This is a genomic window from Phocaeicola plebeius, assembly GCF_003437535.1.
GTDB lineage: Bacteria > Bacteroidota > Bacteroidia > Bacteroidales > Bacteroidaceae > Phocaeicola > Phocaeicola plebeius_A.
The window spans coordinates 1-25,462 of record NZ_QSQT01000020.1 but is presented as its reverse complement, the minus strand read 5'-3'; the positions used below and the strand labels follow the sequence as shown (position 1 = coordinate 25,462).

18 protein-coding genes are annotated in these 25,462 nt (G+C 42.9%); 15 read left to right on the top strand and 3 right to left on the bottom strand.

The features are described from left to right. Window position 1: 1 nt before the first annotated feature. The 3 genes from DXD04_RS11155 (at window position 2) to DXD04_RS11145 (ending at window position 2,315) form a co-directional block, all read left to right on the top strand. Complete coding sequence (locus DXD04_RS11155) at window positions 2–640, top strand: O-methyltransferase (RefSeq protein WP_117673269.1); 639 nt, start codon at window positions 2–4, stop codon at window positions 638–640. A 9-nt stretch (window positions 641–649) separates the two neighbouring features. Continuing rightward, window positions 650–985, top strand: coding sequence for a 30S ribosome-binding factor RbfA (gene rbfA, locus DXD04_RS11150; RefSeq protein ID WP_117673267.1), 336 nt, complete (start codon window positions 650–652; stop codon window positions 983–985). Between the two features lie 100 nt (window positions 986–1,085). Next, window positions 1,086–2,315 (top strand): FtsX-like permease family protein, encoded by a 1,230-nt coding sequence (locus tag DXD04_RS11145; protein WP_117673265.1) that lies wholly within the window; start codon window positions 1,086–1,088, stop codon window positions 2,313–2,315. Here the strand turns inward: DXD04_RS11145 and DXD04_RS11140 are convergent. Continuing rightward, on the bottom strand, window positions 2,239–2,928 hold the full coding sequence (locus DXD04_RS11140; RefSeq protein ID WP_178270051.1) for an HU family DNA-binding protein: 690 nt from the start codon (window positions 2,926–2,928) through the stop codon (window positions 2,239–2,241). The two genes, DXD04_RS11145 and DXD04_RS11140, sit on opposite strands and share 77 nt — an antisense overlap. Window positions 2,929–3,585: 657 nt before the next feature. Between DXD04_RS11140 and DXD04_RS11135 the strand changes: the two genes are divergently transcribed. The 9 genes from DXD04_RS11135 (at window position 3,586) to DXD04_RS11095 (ending at window position 18,508) form a co-directional block, all read left to right on the top strand. After that, window positions 3,586–6,519 (top strand): SusC/RagA family TonB-linked outer membrane protein, encoded by a 2,934-nt coding sequence (locus DXD04_RS11135; protein WP_117673263.1) that lies wholly within the window; start codon window positions 3,586–3,588, stop codon window positions 6,517–6,519. A gap of 15 nt (window positions 6,520–6,534) precedes the next feature. Then, the gene (locus tag DXD04_RS11130) at window positions 6,535–8,049 is read left to right on the top strand and encodes a RagB/SusD family nutrient uptake outer membrane protein (protein WP_117673261.1); all 1,515 of its coding nucleotides are present in this window, start codon (window positions 6,535–6,537) and stop codon (window positions 8,047–8,049) included. A gap of 23 nt (window positions 8,050–8,072) precedes the next feature. Next, the gene (locus DXD04_RS11125) at window positions 8,073–8,969 is read left to right on the top strand and encodes a DUF4984 domain-containing protein (RefSeq protein WP_117673259.1); all 897 of its coding nucleotides are present in this window, start codon (window positions 8,073–8,075) and stop codon (window positions 8,967–8,969) included. A 25-nt stretch (window positions 8,970–8,994) separates the two neighbouring features. Continuing rightward, the gene (locus tag DXD04_RS11120) at window positions 8,995–10,530 is read left to right on the top strand and encodes a BACON domain-containing protein (RefSeq protein ID WP_117673257.1); all 1,536 of its coding nucleotides are present in this window, start codon (window positions 8,995–8,997) and stop codon (window positions 10,528–10,530) included. Between the two features lie 4 nt (window positions 10,531–10,534). Continuing rightward, window positions 10,535–13,105, top strand: coding sequence for a DUF4458 domain-containing protein (locus tag DXD04_RS11115; protein WP_117673255.1), 2,571 nt, complete (start codon window positions 10,535–10,537; stop codon window positions 13,103–13,105). Between the two features lie 15 nt (window positions 13,106–13,120). After that, window positions 13,121–15,046, top strand: a complete 1,926-nt coding sequence (locus DXD04_RS11110) for a BACON domain-containing protein (protein WP_117673253.1) — start codon at window positions 13,121–13,123, stop codon at window positions 15,044–15,046. Window positions 15,047–15,156: 110 nt separating this feature from the next. After that, window positions 15,157–17,202, top strand: a complete 2,046-nt coding sequence (locus DXD04_RS11105; RefSeq protein ID WP_117673251.1) for a S8 family peptidase — start codon at window positions 15,157–15,159, stop codon at window positions 17,200–17,202. Between the two features lie 15 nt (window positions 17,203–17,217). Next, window positions 17,218–18,015, top strand: coding sequence for a DUF1573 domain-containing protein (locus DXD04_RS11100; RefSeq protein WP_117673248.1), 798 nt, complete (start codon window positions 17,218–17,220; stop codon window positions 18,013–18,015). Window positions 18,016–18,037: 22 nt separating this feature from the next. After that, on the top strand, window positions 18,038–18,508 hold the full coding sequence (locus DXD04_RS11095; RefSeq protein WP_229035348.1) for a lipocalin family protein: 471 nt from the start codon (window positions 18,038–18,040) through the stop codon (window positions 18,506–18,508). Window positions 18,509–18,588: 80 nt separating this feature from the next. On the opposite strand, the gene DXD04_RS11090 is transcribed toward DXD04_RS11095, so the two are convergent. Next, window positions 18,589–20,874: an outer membrane beta-barrel family protein gene (locus tag DXD04_RS11090; RefSeq protein ID WP_178270053.1), complete on the bottom strand. Its 2,286-nt coding sequence runs from the start codon at window positions 20,872–20,874 to the stop codon at window positions 18,589–18,591. A 126-nt stretch (window positions 20,875–21,000) separates the two neighbouring features. Here DXD04_RS11090 and DXD04_RS11085 point away from each other — a divergent pair, with 126 nt between their 5' ends. Genes DXD04_RS11085 through DXD04_RS11075 form a run of 3 tightly spaced genes read left to right on the top strand, consistent with a single transcriptional unit; the run spans window position 21,001 to window position 24,164 of the window. Further along, window positions 21,001–22,398 carry a sensor histidine kinase gene (locus tag DXD04_RS11085; protein ID WP_117673244.1) on the top strand — a complete coding sequence of 466 codons (1,398 nt, stop codon included), beginning with the start codon at window positions 21,001–21,003 and terminating at the stop codon, window positions 22,396–22,398. 10 nt (window positions 22,399–22,408) lie between these two features. Then, a complete protein-coding gene (locus DXD04_RS11080) occupies window positions 22,409–23,110 on the top strand; it encodes a response regulator transcription factor (protein WP_117673326.1) in 702 nt (233 codons plus the stop codon). Window positions 23,111–23,129: 19 nt separating this feature from the next. Then, window positions 23,130–24,164, top strand: a complete 1,035-nt coding sequence (locus DXD04_RS11075) for a threonine aldolase family protein (RefSeq protein WP_117673242.1) — start codon at window positions 23,130–23,132, stop codon at window positions 24,162–24,164. A 76-nt stretch (window positions 24,165–24,240) separates the two neighbouring features. Here DXD04_RS11075 and DXD04_RS11070 read toward each other — a convergent pair whose 3' ends face one another. Continuing rightward, on the bottom strand, window positions 24,241–24,771 hold the full coding sequence (locus tag DXD04_RS11070) for a gamma carbonic anhydrase family protein (RefSeq protein WP_117673240.1): 531 nt from the start codon (window positions 24,769–24,771) through the stop codon (window positions 24,241–24,243). Window positions 24,772–25,462: the final 691 nt, after the last annotated feature.

Genomic DNA, 25,462 nt, shown 5'->3' with positions numbered 1-25,462 from the left:
CATGAAAGAGACTGACGCGCTCGATGAATACATTCTTCAGCATATTGATGAAGAGAACGACTACCTGAAAGCGCTGTACCGGGCGACGCACGTAAAACTGTTGCGTCCCCGTATGGCTTCGGGGCATTTGCAAGGTCGTATGCTGAAGATGTTCGTGCAGATGATACGTCCGAAGCAGGTGCTTGAGATAGGTACCTATAGCGGATACTCCGCACTTTGTCTGGCAGAGGGACTGGAGGAAGGAGCTATGCTCCATACTTTTGAAATCAACGACGAGCAGGAAGATTTCACTCGTCCGTGGCTGGAAAATTCACCCTATGCCGATAAAATCAAGTTTTATATCGGTGATGCCCTTGAAATTGTGCCCGGCATGGACATCGTGTTCGACTTGGCATTTGTGGATGGGAACAAGCGTTTCTATGTAGAATATTATGAAATGATTCTGCAAAAGATGCATTCCGGCGGTTATATCATAGCCGACAATACCTTGTGGGACGGACATGTGCTTGAAGAACCGCATCACACGGACACGCAGACCATCGGAATCAAGAAATTCAATGACCTGGTGGCTGCCGATACACGGGTGGAAAAGGTAATCCTGCCCTTGCGTGACGGTCTGACTATCATACGTAAAAAATAAAAAGGTAATATGGAAACAACCAGACAAAACAAGATTGCCCGCCTCATTCAGAAGGAACTGAGCGAAATCTTTCTTTTGCAGACCAAGTCAATGCCTGGTGTGCTGGTTTCGGTCAGCATTGTCCGCATCAGTCCCGATATGAGTTATGCGCGTGTATATCTGAGCGTCTTCCCTTCAGATAGAAGTGAAGAAATCGTGAAGAACATCAATGCCAATATGAAGTCAATTCGTTTTGAGCTGGGAAACCGCGTACGCCATCAGTTGCGCATCATTCCCGAACTGAAGTTCTTCGTGGACGATTCTCTGGATTATGCAGAGAAAATTGACGAACTGTTGAAGAAATAATGTATCTGATATTTTAGTAAATACTCACAGAAGAACATGGAACGTTGCTTCCGGCTTCTGTGGGTTTTTATTTTGTGTTATATATAAATAAGGTATAACGGTGAACTTTCCTTTTTACATAGCCCGGCGATATTTGTTCTCCAAGAAATCACACAATGCCATCAATGTGATTTCCGGTATATCCGTGTGTGGAGTGGCACTGGCCACATTGGCGCTGGTTTGTACGCTTTCCGTGTTCAACGGTTTTCAGGACCTGGTATCTAATTTGTTCACGGCTTTCGATCCGGAGCTGAAAATTGTGCCTGCTACCGGAAAAGTGTTCGACGGCCAGGATAAAGCTATTGCAGCCATCCGGAAAATGCCTGAAGTAGCCTTGGTGTCCGAGTCGTTGGAAGACAATGCTTTGGTGCAGTATCAGGGGCGTCAGGCCATGGCTGTCATAAAAGGAGTGGAAGATAATTTTGAAGAACTGACACCGATTGATACCATTCTTTTCGGAAGAGGAGAGTTGCTGCTGCATGATGAGGTGGTAGATTATGCTATTCCCGGTGTACAGTTATTAGCTACTTTGGGTACCGGCATCCGTTTCCTTGACCCGTTAGAAGTGTATGCTCCCAAGCGAGGGGCTAAGGTGAACATGGCCAATCCGGCAGCTTCCTTTACAGGAGGAAACCTGTTCTCGTCCGGACTGGTGTTTGCCGTAAATCAGGAGAAATACGATGGCTCCTATATCCTTACTTCTTTGAAATTTGCCCGACAATTGTTTCAATACACCACTGAAGTCAGTGCCATCAATCTAAAAATGAAAGAAGGCACCGATATAGATGCCTTTAAGCGTAAACTGGAAAAACACCTGGGCGAACGTTTTCGTGTGTTCGACCGTTACGAACAGCAGGCCGACACGTTCCGCATCATGAAGATAGAGAAATTCATATCCTATCTATTCTTGACCTTCATCCTGATGATAGCCTGCTTCAATGTCATCGGTTCCCTGTCCATGCTCATTATTGATAAGCGTGACGATGTGGTGACGCTTCGTAACTTAGGGGCCAATGACCGGCAGATTGTGCGTATCTTCCTTTTTGAAGGGCGACTGATTTCATTTATCGGAGCCGTGTCGGGTATTGTGTTAGGTGTGCTGCTTTGCTGGTTGCAACAGACTTTCGGACTGATTTCCTTAGGAGCAGCCGGCAGTTTTATTGTCGACGCTTATCCCGTCAGTGTACACTGGGAAGACGTGGCGCTCATTTTCTTTACCGTACTGGCTGTAGGTTTTCTGTCTGTATGGTATCCGGTGCGCTACCTGAGTCGCCGGTTGCTGTCGAAATAGTCTCCGGTGGAAGTATATAAATTTTGTGGGGAGCTTTTCCTTTGCTTCCTAATATCTTGCTTTTTATCCATCCGTTCAGGTCCTTCCAGGCTTTTGATTTCTGAAGTCCGGTCAGCTGACCGTATTCTGTCCTTGTGATGAACGGATGCTGCTTTAGATACTCCATGAGCAGGTGCAGGCGTTCCTCTTCCGTGTATCGGGCGGAACTTTTCTGGAATTTCCATTCTGTCTTGACTCGGGAAAGTTCCTGTCCCCTGCATCTTCGGTTGAAACTCTTGCTTGTGCGAAACCGTACTTTATCGAATCGGATGGTCTGGGCGTGAATTTCGCCTTCGTCGGTTATCTCTTTCCCTGCCTTCAGGTTGGCCACGGCATAGGCCATGTGTCCTATTTCTACGCATTCTCCTCTGGAAATGTAGAAAGATGTCCATTTCTCCACTTCTTCCATTACTCCAATTACGGTTCCTTCCTTGAATCCGGAAGAACGGGCTATCTGCCGGATGATTTCGCTGAAGGGTACAGCTCCTCTGGTTACAAGTTTAGGGTAAAGTTTCGGGCTCTTTTCGCTGTTCTTTGTTCCCGGTACGGGTAAAAAATCATACAATGCTTCCATATCTTTTGAAATATTACAAGTTGTTATTTATGTTTCCGCTGGCTGAACTGTATGTTTCTCCTTGCGGAACCTTATGTTTCTCGTTCGGAAAACGTAGGGTTCCCGTTAGGGAAACATTGTTGTTTCCGGTACAAATATAAAAGGTCACTTAGGGGCTATGTAGACATTTGAGGACATTTGAAGACATTTGAGGATTTTCGAAGACATTTAAAAATATTTGGCTATTCAGAATGTATATTTAGTGAGTAAAAATACGCGTTCTGATGATAATTTATAGATTTATATACTGAAATTCGTTAAAAGTGATAGGTAAAATATATCATGTTATAGTTTTTTATATATCTTTGCGGCTTAGAATTATATAGATAGAGGGACATGAATGTGAATTTATTTTATGTGATTATAGGGGTTGATAATCAAGAATTGGTATTCCGCAATGTAAAATCTCGCGATTCATTCTAGCAATAACTTTCATCGGAATATCAAGGGATTGGCTTTGGTATTCCGTTTCTACTATTTCTCTTTTTTGAGTGTTCATGTAATGAATGCTTGAATAACCGTGCCTGGCTTTGAAAGGTTAGTGAAGCTGGTATGGTGCTGTTTTGTTTAATAAGAACTTTTTATTTAATCATTAATTTATTTTATAACAGGCAAAAGATGAAAAGATTTAGTCTTTGGTTACTCTTTTTTGCTGTGTTGGGTATTCAGTCAGCCTTAGCCCAGTCGTATAGGGTTAAAGGTAATGTCGTGTCGAAGACAGGCGATGAACCGCTGATTGGAGTATCTATCCTGCAAAAAGGAACTACTAATGGAGTGGTTACCGACATTGATGGTAACTATGAGTTGCAGATTCAGGGTGGCGAAGCTACTTTGGTCTTCTCTTATATCGGTATGCAGACGCAGGAGCTGAAAGTGAATTCACATACCGGTGTGCTGAATGTAACAATGTTGGACGATTCACAGATGATTGACGATGTGGTAGTCGTAGCGTATGGTGTACGTAAGAAAGGCACCATTGCCGGTTCTGTGTCGACTGTGAAAAGTGAAAAACTGGAAAATGTACCTACGGCCAGCTTTGATCAGGCATTGCAGGGACAGACTCCGGGATTGACTGTAATGGCCGCTTCTGGTGAGCCTAGCCGTGCGGCTACTTTCCAGATTCGTGGTACTAACTCTATTAACTCTGGAACAACTCCGTTGTTTATCTTGGATGGGGTGCCTGTAGAATCATCAAGTTTTAATTCAATTAACCCTAGTGACATCGAGAGTATCTCTGTGTTGAAAGATGCTTCTTCTACTTCTATTTATGGAGCGCGTGCTGCCAATGGGGTAGTGGTGATTACTACTAAGCGTGGACGCAATGTAGGAGATGCCAATGTCACTTTCCGAGGTCAGTGGGGATTCTCACAGCTGGCTGGAAGCAACTGGGACATGATGAATACGACAGAGCGTATACAGTATGAAAAAGAAATCGGTCTTGACCTCGGTGATGAATATTATGATAAGGTGAAAGGTATAGACGTAAACTGGATGGATGAAGTGTTTAACAACAATGCTCCTACCCAGAGTTATGAGCTTTCTGTAAATGGCGCTACTGATAAGACTAACTATTATGTTTCTGGAGGATTCTTTGATCAGGATGGTATTACTTTCGGTTCTTCTTTCCGTCGTTATAATGTACGTGCCAATGTGGAAAACCGTGCAAAAGAATGGCTGAAATTAGGAACAAGTACCATGCTTGCTTATCAGGAAACCGAGCAGGCTGTGGATGGAGATTATGCAATTTATGCACCTATTTCTGCTTCACACTTTATGTTGCCTTACTGGAATCCTTACAATGAAGACGGTTCTTTGGCCTCTACCAATGATGGAACCTGGAAAGGAAGCGGAGTGAACCCTATTGAGTGGTTGATAAACAATCCGATAAAATATAAGACTTACAAGGTTATTTCATCTGTCTTTGCGGAAGTGACTCCGATTGAGGGACTTACTATTCGTTCGCAGTTTGGTGTAGACTATTCACATGATACTGGTTTCTCAACTTCTACTCCAAGTTATTCTTTGAATGCAGGACTGGGTAGCGCCGGACGTTCATCTTTGGATAATCTGACCCTGACCATTACTAATACGGCTAATTATCACTTCAACCTGAAAAACCGTCATGACTTTAACTTTATGTTGGGACAGGAAGGCGTGAATTATCATTCAGAGAATTTCAATGTAACCACAAGCAAGCAGAACAATGATGCATTGGTTAATCTTTCATCAGGTTCATTTGCTGGTTCATGGGGGGATTCTACTACAGAATATGCATTCTTGTCTTTCTTTGGCCGTGGCGAGTATAACCTGGATGGTAAATATTATGCAGATTTCTCTGTACGTGCAGATGCTTCTTCACGTTTTGGTAAAGATAATCGTTGGGCCGGATTCTGGTCTGTAGGATTGATGTGGGATTTCAAGAAGGAAGAATTCTTTGAAGGTTACGACTGGCTTACCAATGCTCAGTTGACTTTCAGTACAGGTACTTCTGGTAACTCCTCTATTTCTAACTATGAACATCTGGCTTTGGTAACGGGTAGCTCTAACTATTTGGGTGAAACAGGTATCAAACCCTCACAGCGTGGAAATGAGAATCTTACTTGGGAAAAGCTTTGGACTACTAACGTAGGATTGCGTCTGGGCTTTTTTAATCGCGTAAACTTTACGGCAGAGTTCTATAACAAGCTGACTTCTGATATGTTGATGCAGGTACCGGTAAGTTATGCAGACGGAGGTTACGGAGCTTATTGGGATAACGTAGGTGCAATGGTTAACCGTGGTATCGAGCTCTCGGTAGATGCTGACATCATTCGTACAAAAGATTTTACATGGAATGTGTTTGCCAATGCTTCTTACAATAAAAACAAGCTTACGGAACTTTATAACGGAATCGACCAGTATGTAGACAGCAACGTAAACATGTATGCGGTAGGACATGACGTAGCAAACTTCTACATGGTACGTTATGCAGGTGTGAATCCGGCAAACGGAGATGCACTCTGGTATACTAAAGACGGTGAAATAACCAATGTGTTCAGTGAAGAAGACCGTGTGCTGATTGAAGGAAAGAGCTTCATCGCTCCGTGGCAAGGAGGTTTCGGAACAACCCTTTCATGGAAGGGCTTGATGCTTTCTGCACAGTTCAGCTGGATGGCTGACCGTTGGGCGTATAATAATGACCGCATTATGGACGAAAGTAATGGTTTGTATACTTCTTACAACCAGTCAAAACGTTTGCTTTATGACCGCTGGAAAGAACCGGGAGATGTGACAGACATTCCGCGTCATGGAGTTACTCCTCAGTTTGATACCCATTACCTGGAAAATGCTTCTTTCCTGCGTTTGAAGAACCTGATGCTTTCTTACAATCTTCCTCAGAGTGTATTGAAAAGTACGAAATTCTTTAACGGAGCACGTGTATATGTACAAGGACAGAACTTATTGACATTTACTAAGTTCACCGGACTTGACCCGGAATTCTCTGCTAATATATACCGTGCGCAATATCCTATGTCACGTCAGTTTACTTTGGGCGTAGAATTGAATTTTTAAAAGCTGAAGACAACGATGAGAAACTTTAAAATATATTTATTGGGAGTAGCGGCGATGTTGTTCTCTACTTCATGTTTGGACAAGGACCCTACACATGCTATTCTGGCCGATCAATCCATTACTACAGTGGAAGAAGCCAATCAGGCTGTCATGGGAATTTACTCAGACTTTATGAGCCGCTATTTGTATAGCGGTAACTTGACTTTGCTGCCTGACATCCAGTCTGATTTGGTATACGCAGTAAATGGCTATTCCAATGCTTATGGTGATATTTGGCGCTGGAACATCAATCCTACCAATGCGGATATTGAAGCCGTTTACGGCTCACTTTACAAGGTTATCGGCGACTGTAACTTCTTCTTTGAACAAGTGGCTAAATGGGAGAATAACATTGTGGATGATGATGCTTACGAGAAACTGGAAGCTTATAAGGGTGAAGTGCATTTTGCCCGTGCATTGGCTTATTCAGAATTAATTAAATGTTTCTGTAAGGCATACGATCCGGCTACGGCTAAAGATGAACTGGGTGTGGTGCTTGTATCAAGTTATTCTAATCCGGGCGAAATGAAGCGTGCCTCTTTGTATGATTCATATCAGTTTGTTCTGGATGATTTGACAAAAGCATACGATTACATGGAACCGGAGGAAGGCACTACGCTTGTGGCATCTGATTATTATGATTCGCCTTATTTCAATGAATTTACGGTGCAGGCACTGATGGCTCGTGTATATCTCTATATGCAGGATTGGGATAATGCAATTAAGTATTCTTCCGAACTGATTGACAGCGATTTGTATATGCTTTCAAGTGCTACCACAGTCTATACGAACGATATGTCATATTATGACTATATGTGGAAATATGATGCTTCCACTGAGACTATTTGGAAAGTCGGCTTCCTTCCTACATCTTATGGAGGAAAATTGGGACAGGTGTTCTTGAACTTTGATGAAATTAGTTATCGCCCGGATTATGTACCTGGACAAGCAGCACTGAATACGTATGAAGGTAATGACTTGCGTTATGTTTCATTCTTCCAGGATATGCCTACCGGATATGCTCACGGGCTTGTTTGGCCGTTGCTGGTAAAGTATTATGGAAACATGGAGTTTGTTTCCAATTACCGTATTTATCATGTAAATATGCCGAAAGTATTCCGTTTATCAGAACAATATCTGATTCGTGCAGAGGCATATTGCCAGAAAGAAGACTTTGCAAAAGCGTCTGCAGACATTTCTACCTTGCGTCAGGCTCGCTATCAAACGTATGGTTCTGCCACTTTGACTTCAGAAAACTGGCTGGACGAAATTGACAAGGAACGTCTCCGTGAGTTGTTCATGGAAGGATTCCGTTTGCAGGACTTGAAACGTTGGGGTAAAGGTTTTGAACGTAAGCCGCAGGAACAAAGTGTGAGAGATGGAAGCAGCCTGAAAATAGAGGCCGGCAATCCTTTGTTTGTATGGCCGATTCCTCAGCATGAACTTGACTTGCCGGGCTCTGCCATTGAACCGAATGAAAGTAATAAATAACGAAATAATATAAAGGAATAACGATGAAAAGATTTTTCGGAAAATTGGGAATATTTGCCTTTGCTGCCACATTATTTGTTGGATGCAGTGAAGATCGTGTTTCCTATGCGGGTCCTGACTATGTAATGTTCTCAGATTCGTTGCAGACCATTGCCATACAAAGTTCGGATACTTATTATGATATTCCTATATCTGCTACTACGGCATGCGACTATGATCGTACTTACGCCGTAGAGGTAGTCGATAAAGGAAGTAATGCCATTGAAGGATTACATTATGAACTGCAGTCAAACTCGGTTACCATTAAAGCTGGCGAGTTGGCTTCTTCTGTAAAAATCAAAGGTTTTTATGATAACTTTGAAGATATGGACTCTTTGGGTATTAATTTGAGACTGGTTGCGCCACAAGATAAAATCTGGGATATATATGGAGATGAGACGAAAGTGCAGTTGGTAAAGATTTGTCCGTTTGATATTCAGCGTTTTGTAGGATATGCCAAAGTAACGTCTAATTTCTTTGCAGACTATATGCAGAATACAAGTTTCCGCCTGGTGACTGTGGAACAAGATCCGGAAAAGGAAAATGGGGTAATCATTAATGATTTCTTCTTGGATGGAATGGACTTGAAAATCAGTTTTAATACGCAGAAACCACTTGAACCCAAAGTTGAGATGGAAACTCAGGTTGTTACCAAATTATCTGAAGTTACAGGTGGAGCAGTATTGGGTACGGATATGATTTTGGCCGTGCCTTATACTGGAGTAGTTTCATACTTTAATGTATGTCAGGGATTTGCTCTGCTGTATCATACTTTCTATGTAGAAGGATACGAATCAGCTGGTCCGTTAGGTACATACCCGACTGTGGTTGAATGGATTTCTAAGGAGGAGTATGATTATCTGAAGAAACAAGGATATTAACATGTAATGTCAAAAGAATAGACGTATGAAATATATAAACATATTATCAAAAATGTGGCTTATGGCTGTAGCTGTGATGGTTGTGGCTTGTTCTGAGGATGAGGGGGCACCTGTGACTCCTTCTTTCCCAGAAGAAGAGCAAATCCTCTCAGTGAAGGCAGGAGAGTCTGTTGACCTCGTTTTTGAGGCGTCAATGGATTGGAAACTGTATTCTTCAACTTTGTGGTGCAGATTCTCTAATGGAATGACTTCTATTAGCGGACAGGCAGGAAAGCAGACTGTGCAGGTGTCTGTAAATGAAGAAATACTGAGTTATGGAGAAATGCAGGCTGAAATCACTTTGAAACAAGGTGACATGGAAAAAGTTATTGCAAAGTTGACCCGTCAGGGAGAAGGCTTATGGGTGACAGATGCTAATGGGAATTATTTTTCAGAGGAAAACCTAATACCGTTTTTTTATAGGGAAATAGGAAAAGGAGTTGACATTAATTTTACTACTAATTATGATTGGACTGTTGAGGAATATCCCGAATGGTTAGTGGTGAATGAAGCTCCTCTGAAAGGTCTTGGTTTTCGTCCGGGAAATATTTCTGTTACTGTAAAGGATGAGTTTAGTGCTTTTGCTAAAAAAGGTGATATAAAAGTGAAAAGGACAGGAACTGACGATTTTGTTAATATACCAGTGAATTTTTATGGTATTGATAGAGTTAGTTCTGATAAGAATGCTTGGGGAGGATGGACTTTCAATTCTGATGGAGGCAAATATTCTACCTCCAATAGCATGACGGGTGAATCTGATGAGTTTGATGCTCCTTTGGTTATGCAAAATGTATTGGTAAATGGAAATGATTATGAAGTTTTGTATTTTGAAGAGCAAATTGCAAATCAATATGTTTTAGTTGATAATCAAGATGCTTGGATGAGTCTAAAAGTGAATCAACAACAGAATTCTGAGTTAAAAGAAGCTCAATTATCAGTAAAAAACAATGAAGGAAATAGAGAACGATCTGGTGTGGTAATGATTATGCCAAAAGATACATTGGGTTTTATTGGTCGTGATAATTTATTAACCTCTTCCGGAGTTTTTACAGATTGTGCAGACAAATATGTATTGATTGCTATTTCACAAAAAAGTGCTTTCATTACGTCAAGTGATTTTGAAGTGATTTCAGATAGTCAAGAACCTATTATGGTTTTAAAAGTTGATTCTCCTTCCGATGAAGATATCGAATATTGTGGAACTAATAATATTTATAAGGTGCGTTTACAGTCTCATACATCATATTCAACTTTTAAAATTGTTTCTAATGTATATGCCGATTTTGAGGTATATTCATGGCATAATTTATCTCAAGAAGATCCAGTGAAATACCCATCTTGGGGCACTAATGATTTTTGTGATTATATGTCTTCGTATATTTTTGGGAATGGAATAAGCGAAACTAATGGATATGATGAAAAAGGAGATGTATTAAAACCTTTATGCATTGTTGTACGCAAATGGGATGAGCAATCCCAATCTTCTCCAATAGTTGCTGCAATTTTAATTTATAGGGAGTGATATTATGAATAGATTATCTTATTGTAGATTTATTTTTTATATTCTTTGTTTTCTGTTATATGCTTGTACTGATGACAAAGAAGTATTTCAGGCTGATAAGGGTTACGTACAGTTTAAGGTGTACAAGAGTGAGTCTTATGTAAAAAATGAGACCTCTCGTGCAAGTGGAAACGTGCTTGATTCACTTTATGAAGCAAATAAAGTGAAAGTAGTGTTGAGAAGCAATGATTATGACTTCTCTCAGACACTTATGTTGCATGCTTATGATGAGCAAAGCGCAGAGTATGGTTTGCGTAGTGATAAACTGGAACTGCAGACCGGTGAATATACAGTAGTAGGATTTTATCTTTATGATAGAGCAGAGAAAGAACCTATTTTTGCCGGTATTCCATCTGAAAAAACAACCTTTACAATTGTAAGTGGTGGGCTTGTTGTGCAGGATTTGCTGGTGGATGCAATAGGAAGAGGCTTGGTTAAGTTTGAACTGATTAAAAATATCCAATCTCGTGGTGCAAGTGATTCCGACCCCTATCCGTTTAGCGATATTAATAAGGTGGATATTAAGATTCAGAACATGGATACCAAAAAGACGCAAGAGTTTAAGTCTTTGAAGGTAACTTATGTAGAAGATTTTGATGACCGGGGTATAGGCTATCGTACTTCTGTCGGAAGAATTGATACGCTTGTTACAGCTGAGGCTGGAAATTACAAGATTCTTTCGTATGCTGCATATAATCGTACGGAACTTCTGCAATATTTTAATGATGAAGTATTGGGTGAGGCTACCTTTACGGTGACAGATAACAAGCAGACAGATGCAAAGGTGCCTGTTACTATTATGGAAACAGCTGCAAACATAAAAGATTATTATAATCTTCGTACTTTGTGGGAGGAGCTGGGAGGCCCAAACTGGTCTTATGTAGGCGAAAGCTATCCGAAAGGAACCAACTGGGATTTTGATAATAAAGATATAGACATGTGGGGTGACCAGCCGGGAGTAAGCCTTGACAAGAATGGCCGTGTTATTGGTTTGTCTATTGGCGATTTTAATCCGACAGGAATTGTGCCTGCAGTGATTGGTGAGTTTGAAGAACTTCAAAGTCTGGCTTTAGGTACACACAATGATAAATTGCGTCCGGGAGAAAACCCACTGGCTGATTTAAAGGGTGGTTTGACTCCTGCTGTGCTTGAAAAGCTACGTTCTGATTATATGGATAACTTTGCATTGCGCGACTCCAGACAGGACTGGGACGTGCAGATGCAGCGTTGTATGGTAGAGGCTGGACAGCCGGCCATTAAAAAATCGATTGTACAGCCCAAGGATATAATCCATGGTGACTTGACCAACGGTATTACGGGGATTGATAAGGCAATTGGAAACCTGAAGAAACTTGAAGTATTGTATATAGCCAACTCACCTATTACTAGCTTGCCTGAGTCATTAGGTGATTTGAAAAGTTGCACAGACCTTGAAATTTACAACTGCCCACGCTTGACAGCTTTCCCTGATCAGTTGGCTGAAATGGAGAACCTGACTCAGCTGAATATGGCAATGAATCCTCAGTTAGCGGCAGCGTTCCCAGAAGGAATTAAAACATTGGCAGAGGGTAAAGCCGGTGAATCTTTACAGATTCTATATTTAGGTTATAATAATATTGCATCTTTACCTACAGAAGTCTCTAAGATGAAGACGTTGGGTAAGATTGATTTGATATACAATAAGTTGACAGCTCTTCCTGCTTTTGGAAAGGATGTGAACTTGGTTCAGGGTACTTTTGATTATAATGAGATTGCACGTATCGAAAAAGATGCGGATGGATACTTTTGTGGTATGGATGATGTGGAATCACTGTCTTTCTCACATAATGAACTGACAGAATTTCCGGATATATTTGATGCCAAGTCAATTTACATAATGGCTTCCATTGACTTCTCTTATAATGAGATTACAGAAGTAACGACAGATAAGGGTATCAATACGAATAATTTGTCTTTGGCTGGTAATGCATTGAAAACCTTCCCGAAAGACTTGTTCACGTCCGGATCTCCTTTGACCGTGTTGAATCTTAGCGGGAACCAAATCGAGGAGATTACGAATGATGACATTAAGGGTGAAAAAACGTATATGATGACAAGTCTTGACCTGTCGAACAATCGTTTGAAGAAATTACCGGATGATATGAATGGAACATATATGCCGCATTTGTATGGTATTGATATAAGTGGAAATCAGTTCTCGGCATTCCCATGGGGATTGGCAAATATTTCTTATCTGAACACGTTGATTATGCGTAACCAGCGTGATGATGACGGTAACCGAGTATATAAGGAATGGCCTACAAATATTGGTAACCATAAAGGCTTGCGTGCATTGCTTTTAGGTGGAAATGATATTGGAAAGGTTCCCGAAACGGAAAGACTTTCGTACCTCATTAATACGCTGGATGTAAGTGATAACCCAAGTATCGTTCTGAATGTATCGTCTGTTTGTCCTTATATCAAGGCTGGTATGTATCTGCTGATTTATGATACAACACAAGATATTCGTGGATGTGATTATCTGACTTTGGAATAATTTAACGAGTAACGTATGAAAAGATTTTTAAATATTATAATGGTTATTTCGGCCTGCATGGTATTGGCTGTTTCCTGTAAGGAAGAAGACAATGTCGTGTCTGAATTCTCTATCGACAAGACGGAGATTGCTGTCGGGGCTGATGGAGGCAGCGAACTGCTGGAAATAAAAGGCAATGTGAAATGGCAGGGTACTTCTGAATCTTCCTGGTTGAAATTCAGTCCTTCCAATGGAGAAGGAGCTGCTACTTGTGAAGTTCTGGTAGACTCGTCTGTAGTGGCTGAACCACGTGAAGGAGTTATCACTTTTATGGCAGCAGGCCAGACCACTGCAACTACAGTGAAAGTAATGCAGATGGGGTATGCAAAAGGTATTTTTGTAAGTGAAGAAGACAGAACCATCTCTTTGGAAAACTCTGCGAAACTGGAGGAGCGTTTCTTTGAGGTTACAATGATGGCCAATGTGAATTTTGATGTAAGGGTCAATAATTTGCCAGATGAAGATGGAACCGTTTCAGACAAGGAATGGCTGAAGTACAAGAAAGAAACGCCTAATTATGATTATGGAGACCGTCCACGCTTGTTGAAACTGCATTTTGACTGGGATGTCAACATGGCTGAGAAGGCTCGTACTGCAGAGGTAATTATTACTCCGCATGAAACGTCTGATACTGAGGGGGATGGTTCAATAAAACTGGTTGTTACTCAGAAACCTGCTCCGGTAATTACGGATGACCGTGCCGGAGACTCTTTGGCTCTTCTTTCCATATATAGTAGCATGAATGGTATTTTTACTTGGGATGCCAGTGAAAACATGAGATACTGGAAAGGTGTAGAACTTTGGGAAGCTACTGATAAGTATATTAAGTTAAATCCAGATAGAACGATTGATTATTCCGCTCCTGTCCCTAAAGAATTGATTGGCCGTTTGAAATCTGTAGAATTTATTGCGTTTGAAACAAAGAAATCACTTCCTTATCAGGTGAAATATCTTAAAACTGCTGAATCAATTACATTCTCAGGAAACTCGAATACATTCCTCAAGGATATCGTATTGGGAAATGAGATTTGTGAACTGGTGAAATATGGAAATCTGCGTAATTTAGCGATATGCGCTTATGGTCTGGTGGGATTGCCGGAAAACTTTACCGAGTTGGGTAATACGCTTATCTCTTTGGACTTGGGCAGCAATAACTTTGAAGTGATGGGCGAAGCTGGAACCACAATAGACGGCGTGAAGGTTATCGGTATCGAAAGTATTACGCAGGACCATTTCCCTTATTTGCGCAAATTGGATTTGACAAAGATAAATCGTTATGATACGACAAAAGATCTTTCAGCCTATAAAGGAAAAGATGATAAACTTGGTTTCCGTTGGACTACTGGTTATGGTGGAGATGGATTCCCTGGACCGTCAGATGGATATAATAATACTTATTTTAAGAAGTTGTTGCAATGGGAAAATCTGGAATATCTGTCATTGTCTTTAAATATGCTGGATGGAGAATTGCCTTCGGATCAGGATTTGTTGAATTTAGGTATTAAAGCTTATACACAAATTGATATTGATAATGCAGCCAATAAAGATACAATTGAAGACGCTAAGAAGTATTTGATTGGTGCTCCAAAAGTTTGGCCAAGAATGAAGAAGCTTTCTTTAAACCTGAACTTCATGAACGGAAAACTACCTGACTGGATATTATATCATCCGTACCTGAGCTTCTGGGATCCGTTTACCATGATTTTCCAGCAGGAACTTAGTACAACGTCTTCAAAGGCTAAAAATACAAAGGGTGAGGTTATTACAAAGTTCAGTAATGAGCCTACAAACTTGAGTAACTATGGGTTTGAAGATGATGGCATAACGAGAAAGATGAGTTATTATGAGATGTATCCTAAGAGAAAACCTCAGATAACAGATGAATCGGAAGAGGGGAATTGATTTCGTTAAAGTAATTTTTGTGGAATGATATAAAATAGAACTTTGTAAAGCTTTCGGCCTGCAAACCTGTAGGCCGGGGCTTGCATGGCTCGAAAATTAAACGATTAAAAATGAAGAAAAAATATATTTTTGCCGCTCTTGTGAGTGCTATGGGGTTGTTCTCCTGCTCTGATTCTGAAACGTTTTTAGAATCTGGAGTGCAAGAGAATATAGTGGCCCCTATATCTGGTTTGGCTGATGAGGCAGTGGAAGGTGAACTTCTCATCAAGTTTAAGCCGGAAGTGGAAGAGGTGCTTGAAAAAGCTCAGATTTTAAGTCGTAGCGGGGTACAGACTCGTTCGAGTATTCCTTCGGTAGATGAAATCCTAGATATTGCCGGAGCATATACCTTTGAACGTGTTTTCCCTGTAGACAAACGTCATGAAGAACGTACCCGTAAAAATGGTTTGCATTTGTGGTATGTGGTGAAGTTTGATAAAGATATGGACTTGAATAAGGTGGCTTTGGATATGTCTAAGCTTTCGGAAGTGGCAACCGTGGAATATAACCAGGTGATAAAGAGAGGTTATGATACCACCAAGAAAGCGAAGGGTTTAAACAGGGCTACAAGAGAAGCCATTCAAACATTAGGCAGCCAGACCCAGACTGAAAATATGAAACTTCAGTGGGGTATAGGAAATGATGGAAGTGTAGTTACAGGTGCTGTTACCGGATACGATGTAAATTGTGTACCGGCCTGGGAAAAATGCCAGGGTGACCCTTCTATTATTGTGGCCGTAGTGGACGAAGGGGTGATGTATAACCATGAAGACTTAGCCAATAATATGTGGATTAATCCAGCAGAAACATTTGGTTCTGATGAAGATGCAGATGGCAATGGATATGCTGGTGACAAATATGGTTATAATTTTGTTGCAGGGAATGGTCATATTTCATATACTCAAACGGGAGATACGGGACATGCGACCCACGTGGCTGGAGTAATTGCTGCAGATAACAATGGGATCGGTATTCGAGGTATTGCTGGAGGGGATGGAACTCCTAAAACTGGTGTGAAAATAATGTCTTGCCAGATTTTTAGTGGAGAAGGGGCTTCTTCTGTACTGAATCAAGCTAAGGCCATTAAGTATGCAGCAGATAATGGGGCTGTTATTCTTCAGTGTAGTTGGTCGGCAGCTTCTGGACGTATCAATCCATTGATGGGTACTCCTGGTTTTACATCGGATGAGGAATGGTCTAACTCGGTGGTACTTCAGAAAGAAGCGTTAGAATATTTTATTCATAATGCGGGTGATCCGAATGGGGTGATTGATGGAGGTATTGCCATATTTGCAGCAGGTAATGAATATGCTCCTATGGTCAGCTACCCGGGAGCGTATGGTGACTTTATTTGTGTTACTGCACTTGATCCGGCAGGAAAACCTTCTTGTTATACGAATTATGTCAGCCCGAGTGGAAGCAAGAACCTGATTGCAGCTCCTGGTGGTGATGCGAATGCCTTTAAGGATGAAAAGGCTTCTATCCTTTCTACTATGCCGAATTCAGCTATTGAGGGTTCTGACCTTACCGCAAGCCAAAGTGGATATGGTTATATGGATGGGACTTCAATGGCTTGTCCGCATGTATCGGGGGTAGCAGCTTTAGGTTTGTCGTATGCAGCAAAATTGCGTAAGCATTATCGTGCGTCGGATTTTAAAGATTTGCTGCTGGCGTCGGTGAGAGATTTGAGTGGCAATCTCTCAGATGAGAAGAGTTATTGGGAAAATTGGGGAAGTGTAGGTGAGGCTGCTCCTCATTTGAGAATGAACTTACCGGCTTATAGAGGTAATATAGGAGGCTTAATCGATGCACAGGCTGTGCTGGCCAATATTGATGGCAGTAATTTTGGTGCCCAGCCAATGCGTGTACCTAACGTGTACGTAGCACTTGACGCCACAGAAACGGTGAATTTGAACAGAATCTATGCGGATAATGTGACAGCTACGGAATTTAATGTCGTGGATAGCAGTATTGCGGCTGTATCGTTGGATAATAATCAGCTGAAGGTAAAAGGTACCAAAGTTGGAACCACTAAAGCTTCTGTGACCAATAGCGATGGCAAGACACAAGAATTTGTGATTACGGTGCGTAAGGCTACTGGAAATGGATGGATGTAATCTTGTTTGATTTTTATGAGAACTGTAATTATCTGGATGTTCATATTACTTTCTGTGCCTTTTTTGATGGCACAGAAAGTTTTCTCCCAAAAAGAACTGGATGCCGTATTGAATCCTGTATTGATGGAGCATGCGGAAGAAATGCTTCGCTTTGAACGTATGGAGATAAATGCAGGAACTCTGTCTGAGGATGACAAGCCGCAAGTTTTTACTTTTACTTGCACGAATGTCGGAAAACAGAAGATAGTAGTCACAAAGATTTCTACTACATGTGGATGTACAAACGCTCATATAGATTCTCCAGTGATAAATCCGGGAGAAAAGGCTGTGATTCAACTGACTTATAATCCGTTCGGACAACCAGGAACTATTTATACCCGGGCATTTGTATATGTAAGCATTTCGGAAAAGAAACCAATTGCTGCATTGACCATTTCAGGAAAGGTTACTCCTTCATCGGCTTTATGGAGAGATTACAGGTATACCATGGGGCATTTAAAAATACGTGCTAAGACAATAAACATGGGAACTGTCACTGCGACTATGCACCGCAGAGTCGAGCGGATAGCTTGCGCTAATGCAGGAAATGAGCCTTTAAAGGTAAGTGCTGTAAAGGGATTTCTTCCAGAATTTTTGAAGTTAAGAACGGAACCGGAGGTTTTAGAACCTGGACAAGAAGGCTTATTGATGGTAGAACTGGATGGAAGAAAACTTTCCGGGCAGAAGGGGAAAAAGTCATTCAATGTTTTACTTGAAGGTGTTTCCGGACGACCATCCGATAGGACAATAAAAATCAATATGGATATAAAATAATAATATTTATAAATAGGAAGATATGGTAAAATTCATATTTAGAATTATGATGTGCATCTCGTTGTTAGCAATGACGACGGCTTGCAGCAAGGATGAAGAAGCTCCAGTGGTATATCAGGAGGTAAATTATGCCACTATGAATGGAACGTGGATGTTGACTGAGTTCAATGGGGCACCTTTACAAGAAGGTCAGTATGTATACATCACTTTTAATAGAAAGGAACATACTTTTGAAATGTATGAAAATATGGGAAGTATGTATTCGCATAAATCTACAGGTTCTTTTGAAATTGAAGAAGATGAAGATTTAGGGTATATTTTGACAGGTGAGTATGATTATTCACATGACCCGTTGAAAGAATACATTGTATCAGAAATGACAGATGAAACAATGAAGTGGACTGTAAAGGATAATGCAGAAGACGTATCTGTATATACACGTTGTGCTGAAATTCCTGAAGATATTCTGAATGGGAGCAGAAGCCTGAAATAATACCTGTTTCCTTTAGAAGGAGAAATTTAAATATCCTGTTGTCAATATGTAGGTTGGCAACAGGATATTTTTGTTTAATATCAGTTCCCAAACCGTGAGGTATCCACTTCCTTCACTTCTTTTTTCTTGTAGCCGCCAAAGCGGTAGCTGAACGAAAGGGTAATGCTCTGCATGTAGCTTTTGGTGTTCATGTCGAGATGTTGCGCACCGTTCCGGACTTTTGTTTTGGGATTCATCGTATTGAATAGGTCACGTCCTTTCAGTTGAAGCATGGCTTTGTCTTTGGCAAAGGTATAGCGCAAGGCTGCATCTACGAAGGCCACTGGCTGAATGTCGTAACTGCCTTGTATGGATTTTGTTTGTCCGAAAGCGGTAACCTCCATTTTCAGGTTAGGCTGGCGGCATAGCTGGAAGGTATGTGTCCAGTGTCCTACGCCGACCCATTGCTTCTGATTGAAAGGTGCATCGTAATATACACTGGCCTTGTCGTGTTTCAAGGTAGCCTGTAGGGTGAGACGGCTGTCCCACCAGCTTCCTGCCTTGAAAGGGAGAATGGCCGTGAAAGAAAGGTCCTGAGCGTAATCCCAGTTCTGCCAGTTGTAGATGGCTTTCAGACGGTCGGAATCCAGGTAAACGGTCTGCATGAAGTAGTCGGGTGTATAGCTGTAACTTGCCTGAAAAATGTATTTGCTTTTCAGAATGTAGGTCAGGTCGACGTTGTAATCGGTGTAGGGACGAAGGAACGGATTGCCCAGACTTTCGTTGTAACCGTTCAGGTAGCTGGTGGCGCCACTCAGTGTCCAGTAATCGGGATAAGTCTTGTCAGAACTGAAAGACAACTGGAGAATGTGCGAGGCAGACGGCATGTAGTTCAACTGGAGGGTGGGGTAGACAGCCCATTTCCGGTACTCTTGCATCTGGTAGTATTCTATTGTGGCAGAGGCACTCAGGGTCCATTGGGAGTTGAACGGTTTGTCGAATCCGGCGTAGACGTTATAGGTGTATTCACGGATACGGCTGTGCAGGTTGTTGCCTTGCATTTCCGGCAAATCATAGTTTTGAGTGTTCCGGTTGTTGACGTAAGTAAAAGAAGTTCCGTAGTTCAGGGTCCAGTTTTGTGACAGTGTGTGATGCTGGTCGGCATAGATTTTCCAGCGGTCAATGTACTGGTCGGAACAGCTTATGAAGCGGGTTTCTACCTCTTCCGGACTACGGTCGAAAAAGTCTTGTGTATCGGTCGAGGTAAAATACGTGTAGTCGGCTCCTGCTTGAAATCCGAATCCGGAGGTATAATACAATGCGGCATTGTGCATCTGGTGGTGAGCCTGAGAATGATTGAATGATTCGGAAATATTCCCGTTGGAATGGCTGTCGCCGGTTTTGTCCGGACTGAACTGGGTGGTATAGGACAAGTTCAGCGAGTTGTCTTTATCAAATTTATACGTCCCTCCGACGCGCAGGGTGTGCGTCAGGCTACGTCCTTCATTGTCCGTCACCTGATTCACGTCATATATCTGCTCCTTCACCGTATGACGGGCGATGAAATCAATGTAGCCACGGGTATAGTTGCTCTGAAGGTTGTACATGAAATCGAGGTCAATTTTAGGAGAAGTATAGGCCAGTGTGACGCCTCCGTTGCCTCCGGCTTCCTTCTGCTGTTTATATTCACCGTTGACTTCTCCTTGCAAGCCTCCTTCGCCGGGTTTATATCCTTTCAGTACAAGGTTGATAGCCGCACCGCGCACGTGGTATTGCGGAGGAGCACTGTACATTACTTCCGCTTTTTCCACGCGCGAGGCCGGCATACCCTTTAAGAGAGTGATGAGTTGTTCGTAGGTCATGGACGAGGGACGTCCGTTCAGCAGCAAACTGACTCTGCCTGCTCCGGCCAGTGTCAGTACATCGTTCTGTTCGATAACGCCCGGAAGTTGTTTGAGGGCTTCGTACGCGTTGGTGACTAGCCGTTGGGAGGTCAGCTGCGGCATGTCATAGGTCAGTCGGCTGCCTTCCACGGTGACCAGCGGGCGTTCGCCTTGTACTACGACTTCCTGAAGTGCGTAGTCTTTCGGTTGCAGTGTAAACGTACCGGCATCAGTCCCTGTGCCTTCTTTCTCCTGCGGTTCATACAGCAGGTGTTGGAACAGCAGACGATAGTGTGCCGGCTGGTGATTCAGCAGGAAAGTACCGTCAGCATTTGTAATGGTAGCTTCTACAAATATGGAATCGGGTGTTTGAAGCACGACCGTAGCCCCGTCAATAGGCTGACGGGAAGGGTCGGTAACTTTGCCTGTGATGATTTGTGCGGTGGCTGTTCCGAGCATCGTACCGAGCAGTAACAAGATGCTCACTAAAAAATACTTTTTCATATCGTTCGTGTCTTTATCTTTCATTATCTTTGACACTGCAAAACTAAAAAGCCCGTTTCGCTTTTTGGGTTAAGGCAAGGTTAACGCTACGTTAACGTCTTTCGTTTACGTGAAGAATATACGCTTATGAAGATGAAACACATTCGCTGGATTGCGGTAGTGGGACTGATTGCGATTGTCGAACTACAGTATGTCTGGCTGGTCAACACTTACAAACTGACCCGTGAGAACGTCATGCGGCAGAGCCATGAGCTTTTTAAGGATGCGGCACTTAAGGAGGCTTTTGATCGGATAGGCCTTTGGAAAGAGTTGCATGGGAAGAAGGATTCCACGTACACGTATCGGTTTGACCTGAATGAGGACGTGGAGGATGACGAAACACAGACTCCAACTCCGGAAACACGTCAGTTTATTGAATCGGCTGTGTTCATCGCCATACAGGAAGGGGTATCGAATACGTTCAAGATGGATGTGTCCTTGCATAATCTGGATTCTATTTATGCCCACATGCTGGATTCGGTCGGTATCTCGGCCAAGGTATCGACTTGTATGACGGATTCGTTAGGTAATGTGTTGCGGGCATCCTCTCCACAGGCAAAACTGGAAGGACAAAAATACTTGAGAACAAGGCTGGTGCCTATTAATAGGGCATATACCCGCTATCTGCAAGGGGTGATTCTGAATCCTTACTGGGTGATTTTCCAGCGTATGACTTTGTTGCTGATTGCCACGGTGCTGATTATGGTACTGGTCATTATCTGTATTGTGTATCAGATTCGTGTCATTATCCGGCAGGACAAGATAGCCAAGGTGAGGGAGGATTTCTCGTATGCCATGATTCACGACATGAAGACTCCGCTGAGCTCCATCCTGATGGGGACGGAGATTCTGGAAAGCGGACGCCTGGACGGACAGCCGGAAAAGAAAGAACGTTATTTTCGTATTGTGAAAGAGGAAGGAGAGCATCTGCTGGCGTTGACCAACAAGGTACTGACGCTTTCCAAACTGGAGAATCATGCATTGAAATTGCAACAGACGGATTGTCTGCTACGCCCGATTCTGGAGGATTTGGCGGAGAAGTATAAGGCAAAAACTGCTAAGCAGGTTGCGTTTGTATGGAACTTGCAGGAAGAAGTGGTTTGGGCAGACGAAGAATTTCTGAGGGAAGCGCTCAGTAATTTGATAGACAATGCATTGAAATATTCGGGTGAAGCCGTGGAAATTACATTTCTTTCGGAACGGAAAGCGGATGGAACAGTCTGTGTGACGGTGGCCGACAATGGTTTCGGTATTCCGTTGAAAGACCAGCGGAAGATTTTTGAGAAATACGAACGGGCGGCAGCCAGTGAACGCAGTCGTTCCGGTGGAGCATCTGGTTTCGGACTGGGACTGAATTATGTGCTTCGGATTATGGAAGCACACGGCGGACGGGTCACGCTGGAAAGCATGGAGGGGGAATACAGCCGGTTTACCTTGGCTTTTCCTCCGGAGAGTGCCCTGGAGAATAAAAAAGAGGAACGATGAAATGGAAGAGATAATCAAATTGTTGTTGGTGGAAGATGACGCGAATCTGTGTTATATCATTCAGGGTGGTCTGGAGGATATGATTGGAGGGTATAAGGTGCTGACGGCATCCAATGGCGAGGAAGGACTGGCCGTTTGGAAGGCACAGCAGCCGGATGTCATCGTAGCCGACATTGAGATGCCGGTAATGGACGGATATGAGATGGTACGGCGTATCCGGGAGCAGGATGAGCATGTGCCCATCTTGTTTACTTCCGGGCGTGTGTCACCGAAAGATGTGGTGAAAGGTTATGAACTGGGTGTGAATAACTATGTCAAAAAGCCATTTCTGGCCGAGGAACTGCATGCACATATCACGGCACTGTTGAAACTGACGCGAGGGATGTCGGCGCAGAAAGAAGTCCGGGAGGTACCCATCGGGAAACTGTTTTCCTTTGATACGGTGCGTGGCGTATGGAAACAGAAAAGGGGAGAAGAACGGATGCTGACGGCGCGGGAAGCTGATTTGCTGCGTATGTTGTGTGAGCATAAGGGACAGATTGTGCGGCGGGAAGTCATCTTGTCGCGTCTATGGAATACGGAGGAAGATTACTTTGCTTCGCGCAGTTTGGATGTATTCGTGTCTCGCTTGCGCAAACTGTTAGTGGCCGATGATACGGTGGAACTGAAGACCGTGAAGGGAGTGGGTTTGATGTTGGAAGAAAAAGTCTAATTTAAAATACAAAACGAATATGCAATATTTTAAAAGTGATTACATGGAAGGAGCGCATCCGTTGATTCTGGAGCGCTTGTGTCAGACGAATATGGAGAAAACTTCGGGCTATGGCACGGATGAGTATTGTGCATCGGCTCGCCGGAAAATTGCAGAAGCTTGCGGGTGTCCGCAGGCGGAAGTACATTTCATGGTGGGAGGTACGCAGACCAATGCCACGGTCATTACGGCCTTGCTTCGTCCGTATGAAGGAGTGATTGCAGCAGAAACGGGCCACATCAACCAGCATGAGGCCGGAGCGGTGGAAGCAGGAGGACATAAGGTGCTGGCTTTGCCTCACCATGAAGGAAAGTTGGATGCGGAAGAAGTAGACCGTTATGTGACGGCTTTCTACCAGGACCCGAGCTGGGATCACATGGTGGCTCCGGGAATGGTGTATATATCGCATCCTACGGAATACGGTACACTTTATACGCTGGATGAACTGAAGGCTTTGTCTGCCGTGTGCCGTAAGCATAAGATTCCGTTGTTCCTCGACGGGGCTCGTCTGGGTTACGGATTGGCAGCACGGGATACGGATGTGACTTTGAAAGACATCGCTTCCTTGTGTGATATTTTCTATATTGGCGGAACGAAGGTTGGAGCCTTGTTTGGCGAGGCGGTCGTAATTCCGCAGCCCGGACTGATTCGCCAGTTTGATACAATTGTCAAACAGCGGGGTGTGTTGCTGGCAAAGGGACGTCTGTTAGGTTTGCAGTTTGATACCTTGTTTACAGATGGCTTGTACCTGAAAATTGCCCGTCATGCCATTGATATGGCTGACCGGATTGTGGAAGGACTGAAAGTAAACGGTTATACATTCTACATTCGTCCGCAGAGCAACCAGTTGTTTGTACAGCTTGAAAACAGCTTGTACGAGAAACTGGCACAGCGCATCGGCTTTGAGGTGTGGGAAAAACGGGCTGACGGTACGACAGTGGTACGTATCGCGACCAGTTGGGCCACACGTGAAGAAGATGTGGCTGAGTTGCTGGAAGAGTTGAAGAATAAATAATCTTAGGTAAAGATAAAAAGTAACAGCCTCGCAATACTTACGGAATCGAATGCCGTAAACCTTGCGAGGCTGTTTTTTATTTCTCGGTTTCTTCCTCTTTGAACCAGGAAGCATACATCAGATATCCGTTGGCAATCTTCTGATTCAGTTCCTTGCTCTGTGCAGGGTCAACTTTCTTGATAAACTTGGCGGGTACGCCGCCCCAAAGCGTATGCGGTTCAATGACGGTATTGGCAAGTACAAGTGCACCGGCAGCCACGATGGCTCCTTCGCCTACTACGGCATGGTCGAGCAGGGTAGACCCCATCCCAATCAGGGCATTGTCGTGCACACAAGCTCCGTGAAGTGTCACGTTGTGGCCGATAGATACGTCATTGCCTATTTCTACGGTTGATTTCTCATATAACGTATGAAGCACGGTACCGTCTTGAATGTTCACACGGTCGCCGATACGGATGGAGTTTACATCTCCCCGAAGTACTGCATTGAACCATACGCTGCAATCCTTTCCCATTACTACATCGCCGATGATGGTGGCATTGTCGGCCAGATAACAATTCTCACCGATTTGAGGAGTAAACCCTCTTACTGATTTGATAAGTGCCATAGGTAAATCATTTTTAAGAGGGGCTAAGTTAGCGGATTTTGGGAGAAATATCGATTTTATTTTTCGGAAAATACTTTATTTACTTTTAGAGGATTTCAAAATAATTCTTTGTACTGTGTCTTTCATAGTATTAGATTTAAGGTTAACAAAGGTTGGAGTTCAGCGGAACTCCTTTTTTTATGCCCTTACGCGAAGGGCTGTCTTTTTTTCCGGAATCCGGTTTTTTTAGAAAACCTCGGGTAGAAAACCGTGTAATGTTTCCATTATTTTTATGTTTTCCTTTGGCGAAACGTATGTTTCCGCCATGCGAACCGTACGTTTTGCGTTGCGGAACCGTATGTTTTTCGTAGCGGAAACGTAAAAAGTTCCTCCTTGTCCGTGTAAAAACTCCGTTCCTTTTTCCGTATTCCATTCGCAGCTTCAGGCTTTGCAGCTGTTTTCCCCTATTTTTTGTAAAACTTTTTCCGTCTCGTTTCGCGCACACGTACGCGCACGCACGAATTATATAATGTAGGTCATTTCACATCCGTTTTCGTATTGCAATAAAAATTATGCTTTATAGCATAAAGTAAATCAGCGAGTTAGGCAAGAACCTGAAAAATTTCTGCAAAAAAGTATGGTGTAAAAGTTGCGGAAACGGAAAAAGTCTGTACCTTTGCAACCGCTTTCGAGAGGGAGAGCCGCTGAAGAT

Coding starts and splice junctions, on each gene's coding strand:
- DXD04_RS11155 (WP_117673269.1), top strand. CDS start 2: ATGAAAGAGACTGACGCGCTCGATGAATACATTCTTCAGCATATTGAT.
- rbfA (WP_117673267.1), top strand. CDS start 650: ATGGAAACAACCAGACAAAACAAGATTGCCCGCCTCATTCAGAAGGAA.
- DXD04_RS11140 (WP_178270051.1), bottom strand. CDS start 2,928: ATGGAAGCATTGTATGATTTTTTACCCGTACCGGGAACAAAGAACAGC.
- DXD04_RS11135 (WP_117673263.1), top strand. CDS start 3,586: ATGAAAAGATTTAGTCTTTGGTTACTCTTTTTTGCTGTGTTGGGTATT.
- DXD04_RS11130 (WP_117673261.1), top strand. CDS start 6,535: ATGAGAAACTTTAAAATATATTTATTGGGAGTAGCGGCGATGTTGTTC.
- DXD04_RS11125 (WP_117673259.1), top strand. CDS start 8,073: ATGAAAAGATTTTTCGGAAAATTGGGAATATTTGCCTTTGCTGCCACA.
- DXD04_RS11120 (WP_117673257.1), top strand. CDS start 8,995: ATGAAATATATAAACATATTATCAAAAATGTGGCTTATGGCTGTAGCT.
- DXD04_RS11115 (WP_117673255.1), top strand. CDS start 10,535: ATGAATAGATTATCTTATTGTAGATTTATTTTTTATATTCTTTGTTTT.
- DXD04_RS11110 (WP_117673253.1), top strand. CDS start 13,121: ATGAAAAGATTTTTAAATATTATAATGGTTATTTCGGCCTGCATGGTA.
- DXD04_RS11105 (WP_117673251.1), top strand. CDS start 15,157: ATGAAGAAAAAATATATTTTTGCCGCTCTTGTGAGTGCTATGGGGTTG.
- DXD04_RS11100 (WP_117673248.1), top strand. CDS start 17,218: ATGAGAACTGTAATTATCTGGATGTTCATATTACTTTCTGTGCCTTTT.
- DXD04_RS11095 (WP_229035348.1), top strand. CDS start 18,038: ATGGTAAAATTCATATTTAGAATTATGATGTGCATCTCGTTGTTAGCA.
- DXD04_RS11090 (WP_178270053.1), bottom strand. CDS start 20,874: ATGAAAAAGTATTTTTTAGTGAGCATCTTGTTACTGCTCGGTACGATG.
- DXD04_RS11085 (WP_117673244.1), top strand. CDS start 21,001: ATGAAGATGAAACACATTCGCTGGATTGCGGTAGTGGGACTGATTGCG.
- DXD04_RS11075 (WP_117673242.1), top strand. CDS start 23,130: ATGCAATATTTTAAAAGTGATTACATGGAAGGAGCGCATCCGTTGATT.
- DXD04_RS11070 (WP_117673240.1), bottom strand. CDS start 24,771: ATGGCACTTATCAAATCAGTAAGAGGGTTTACTCCTCAAATCGGTGAG.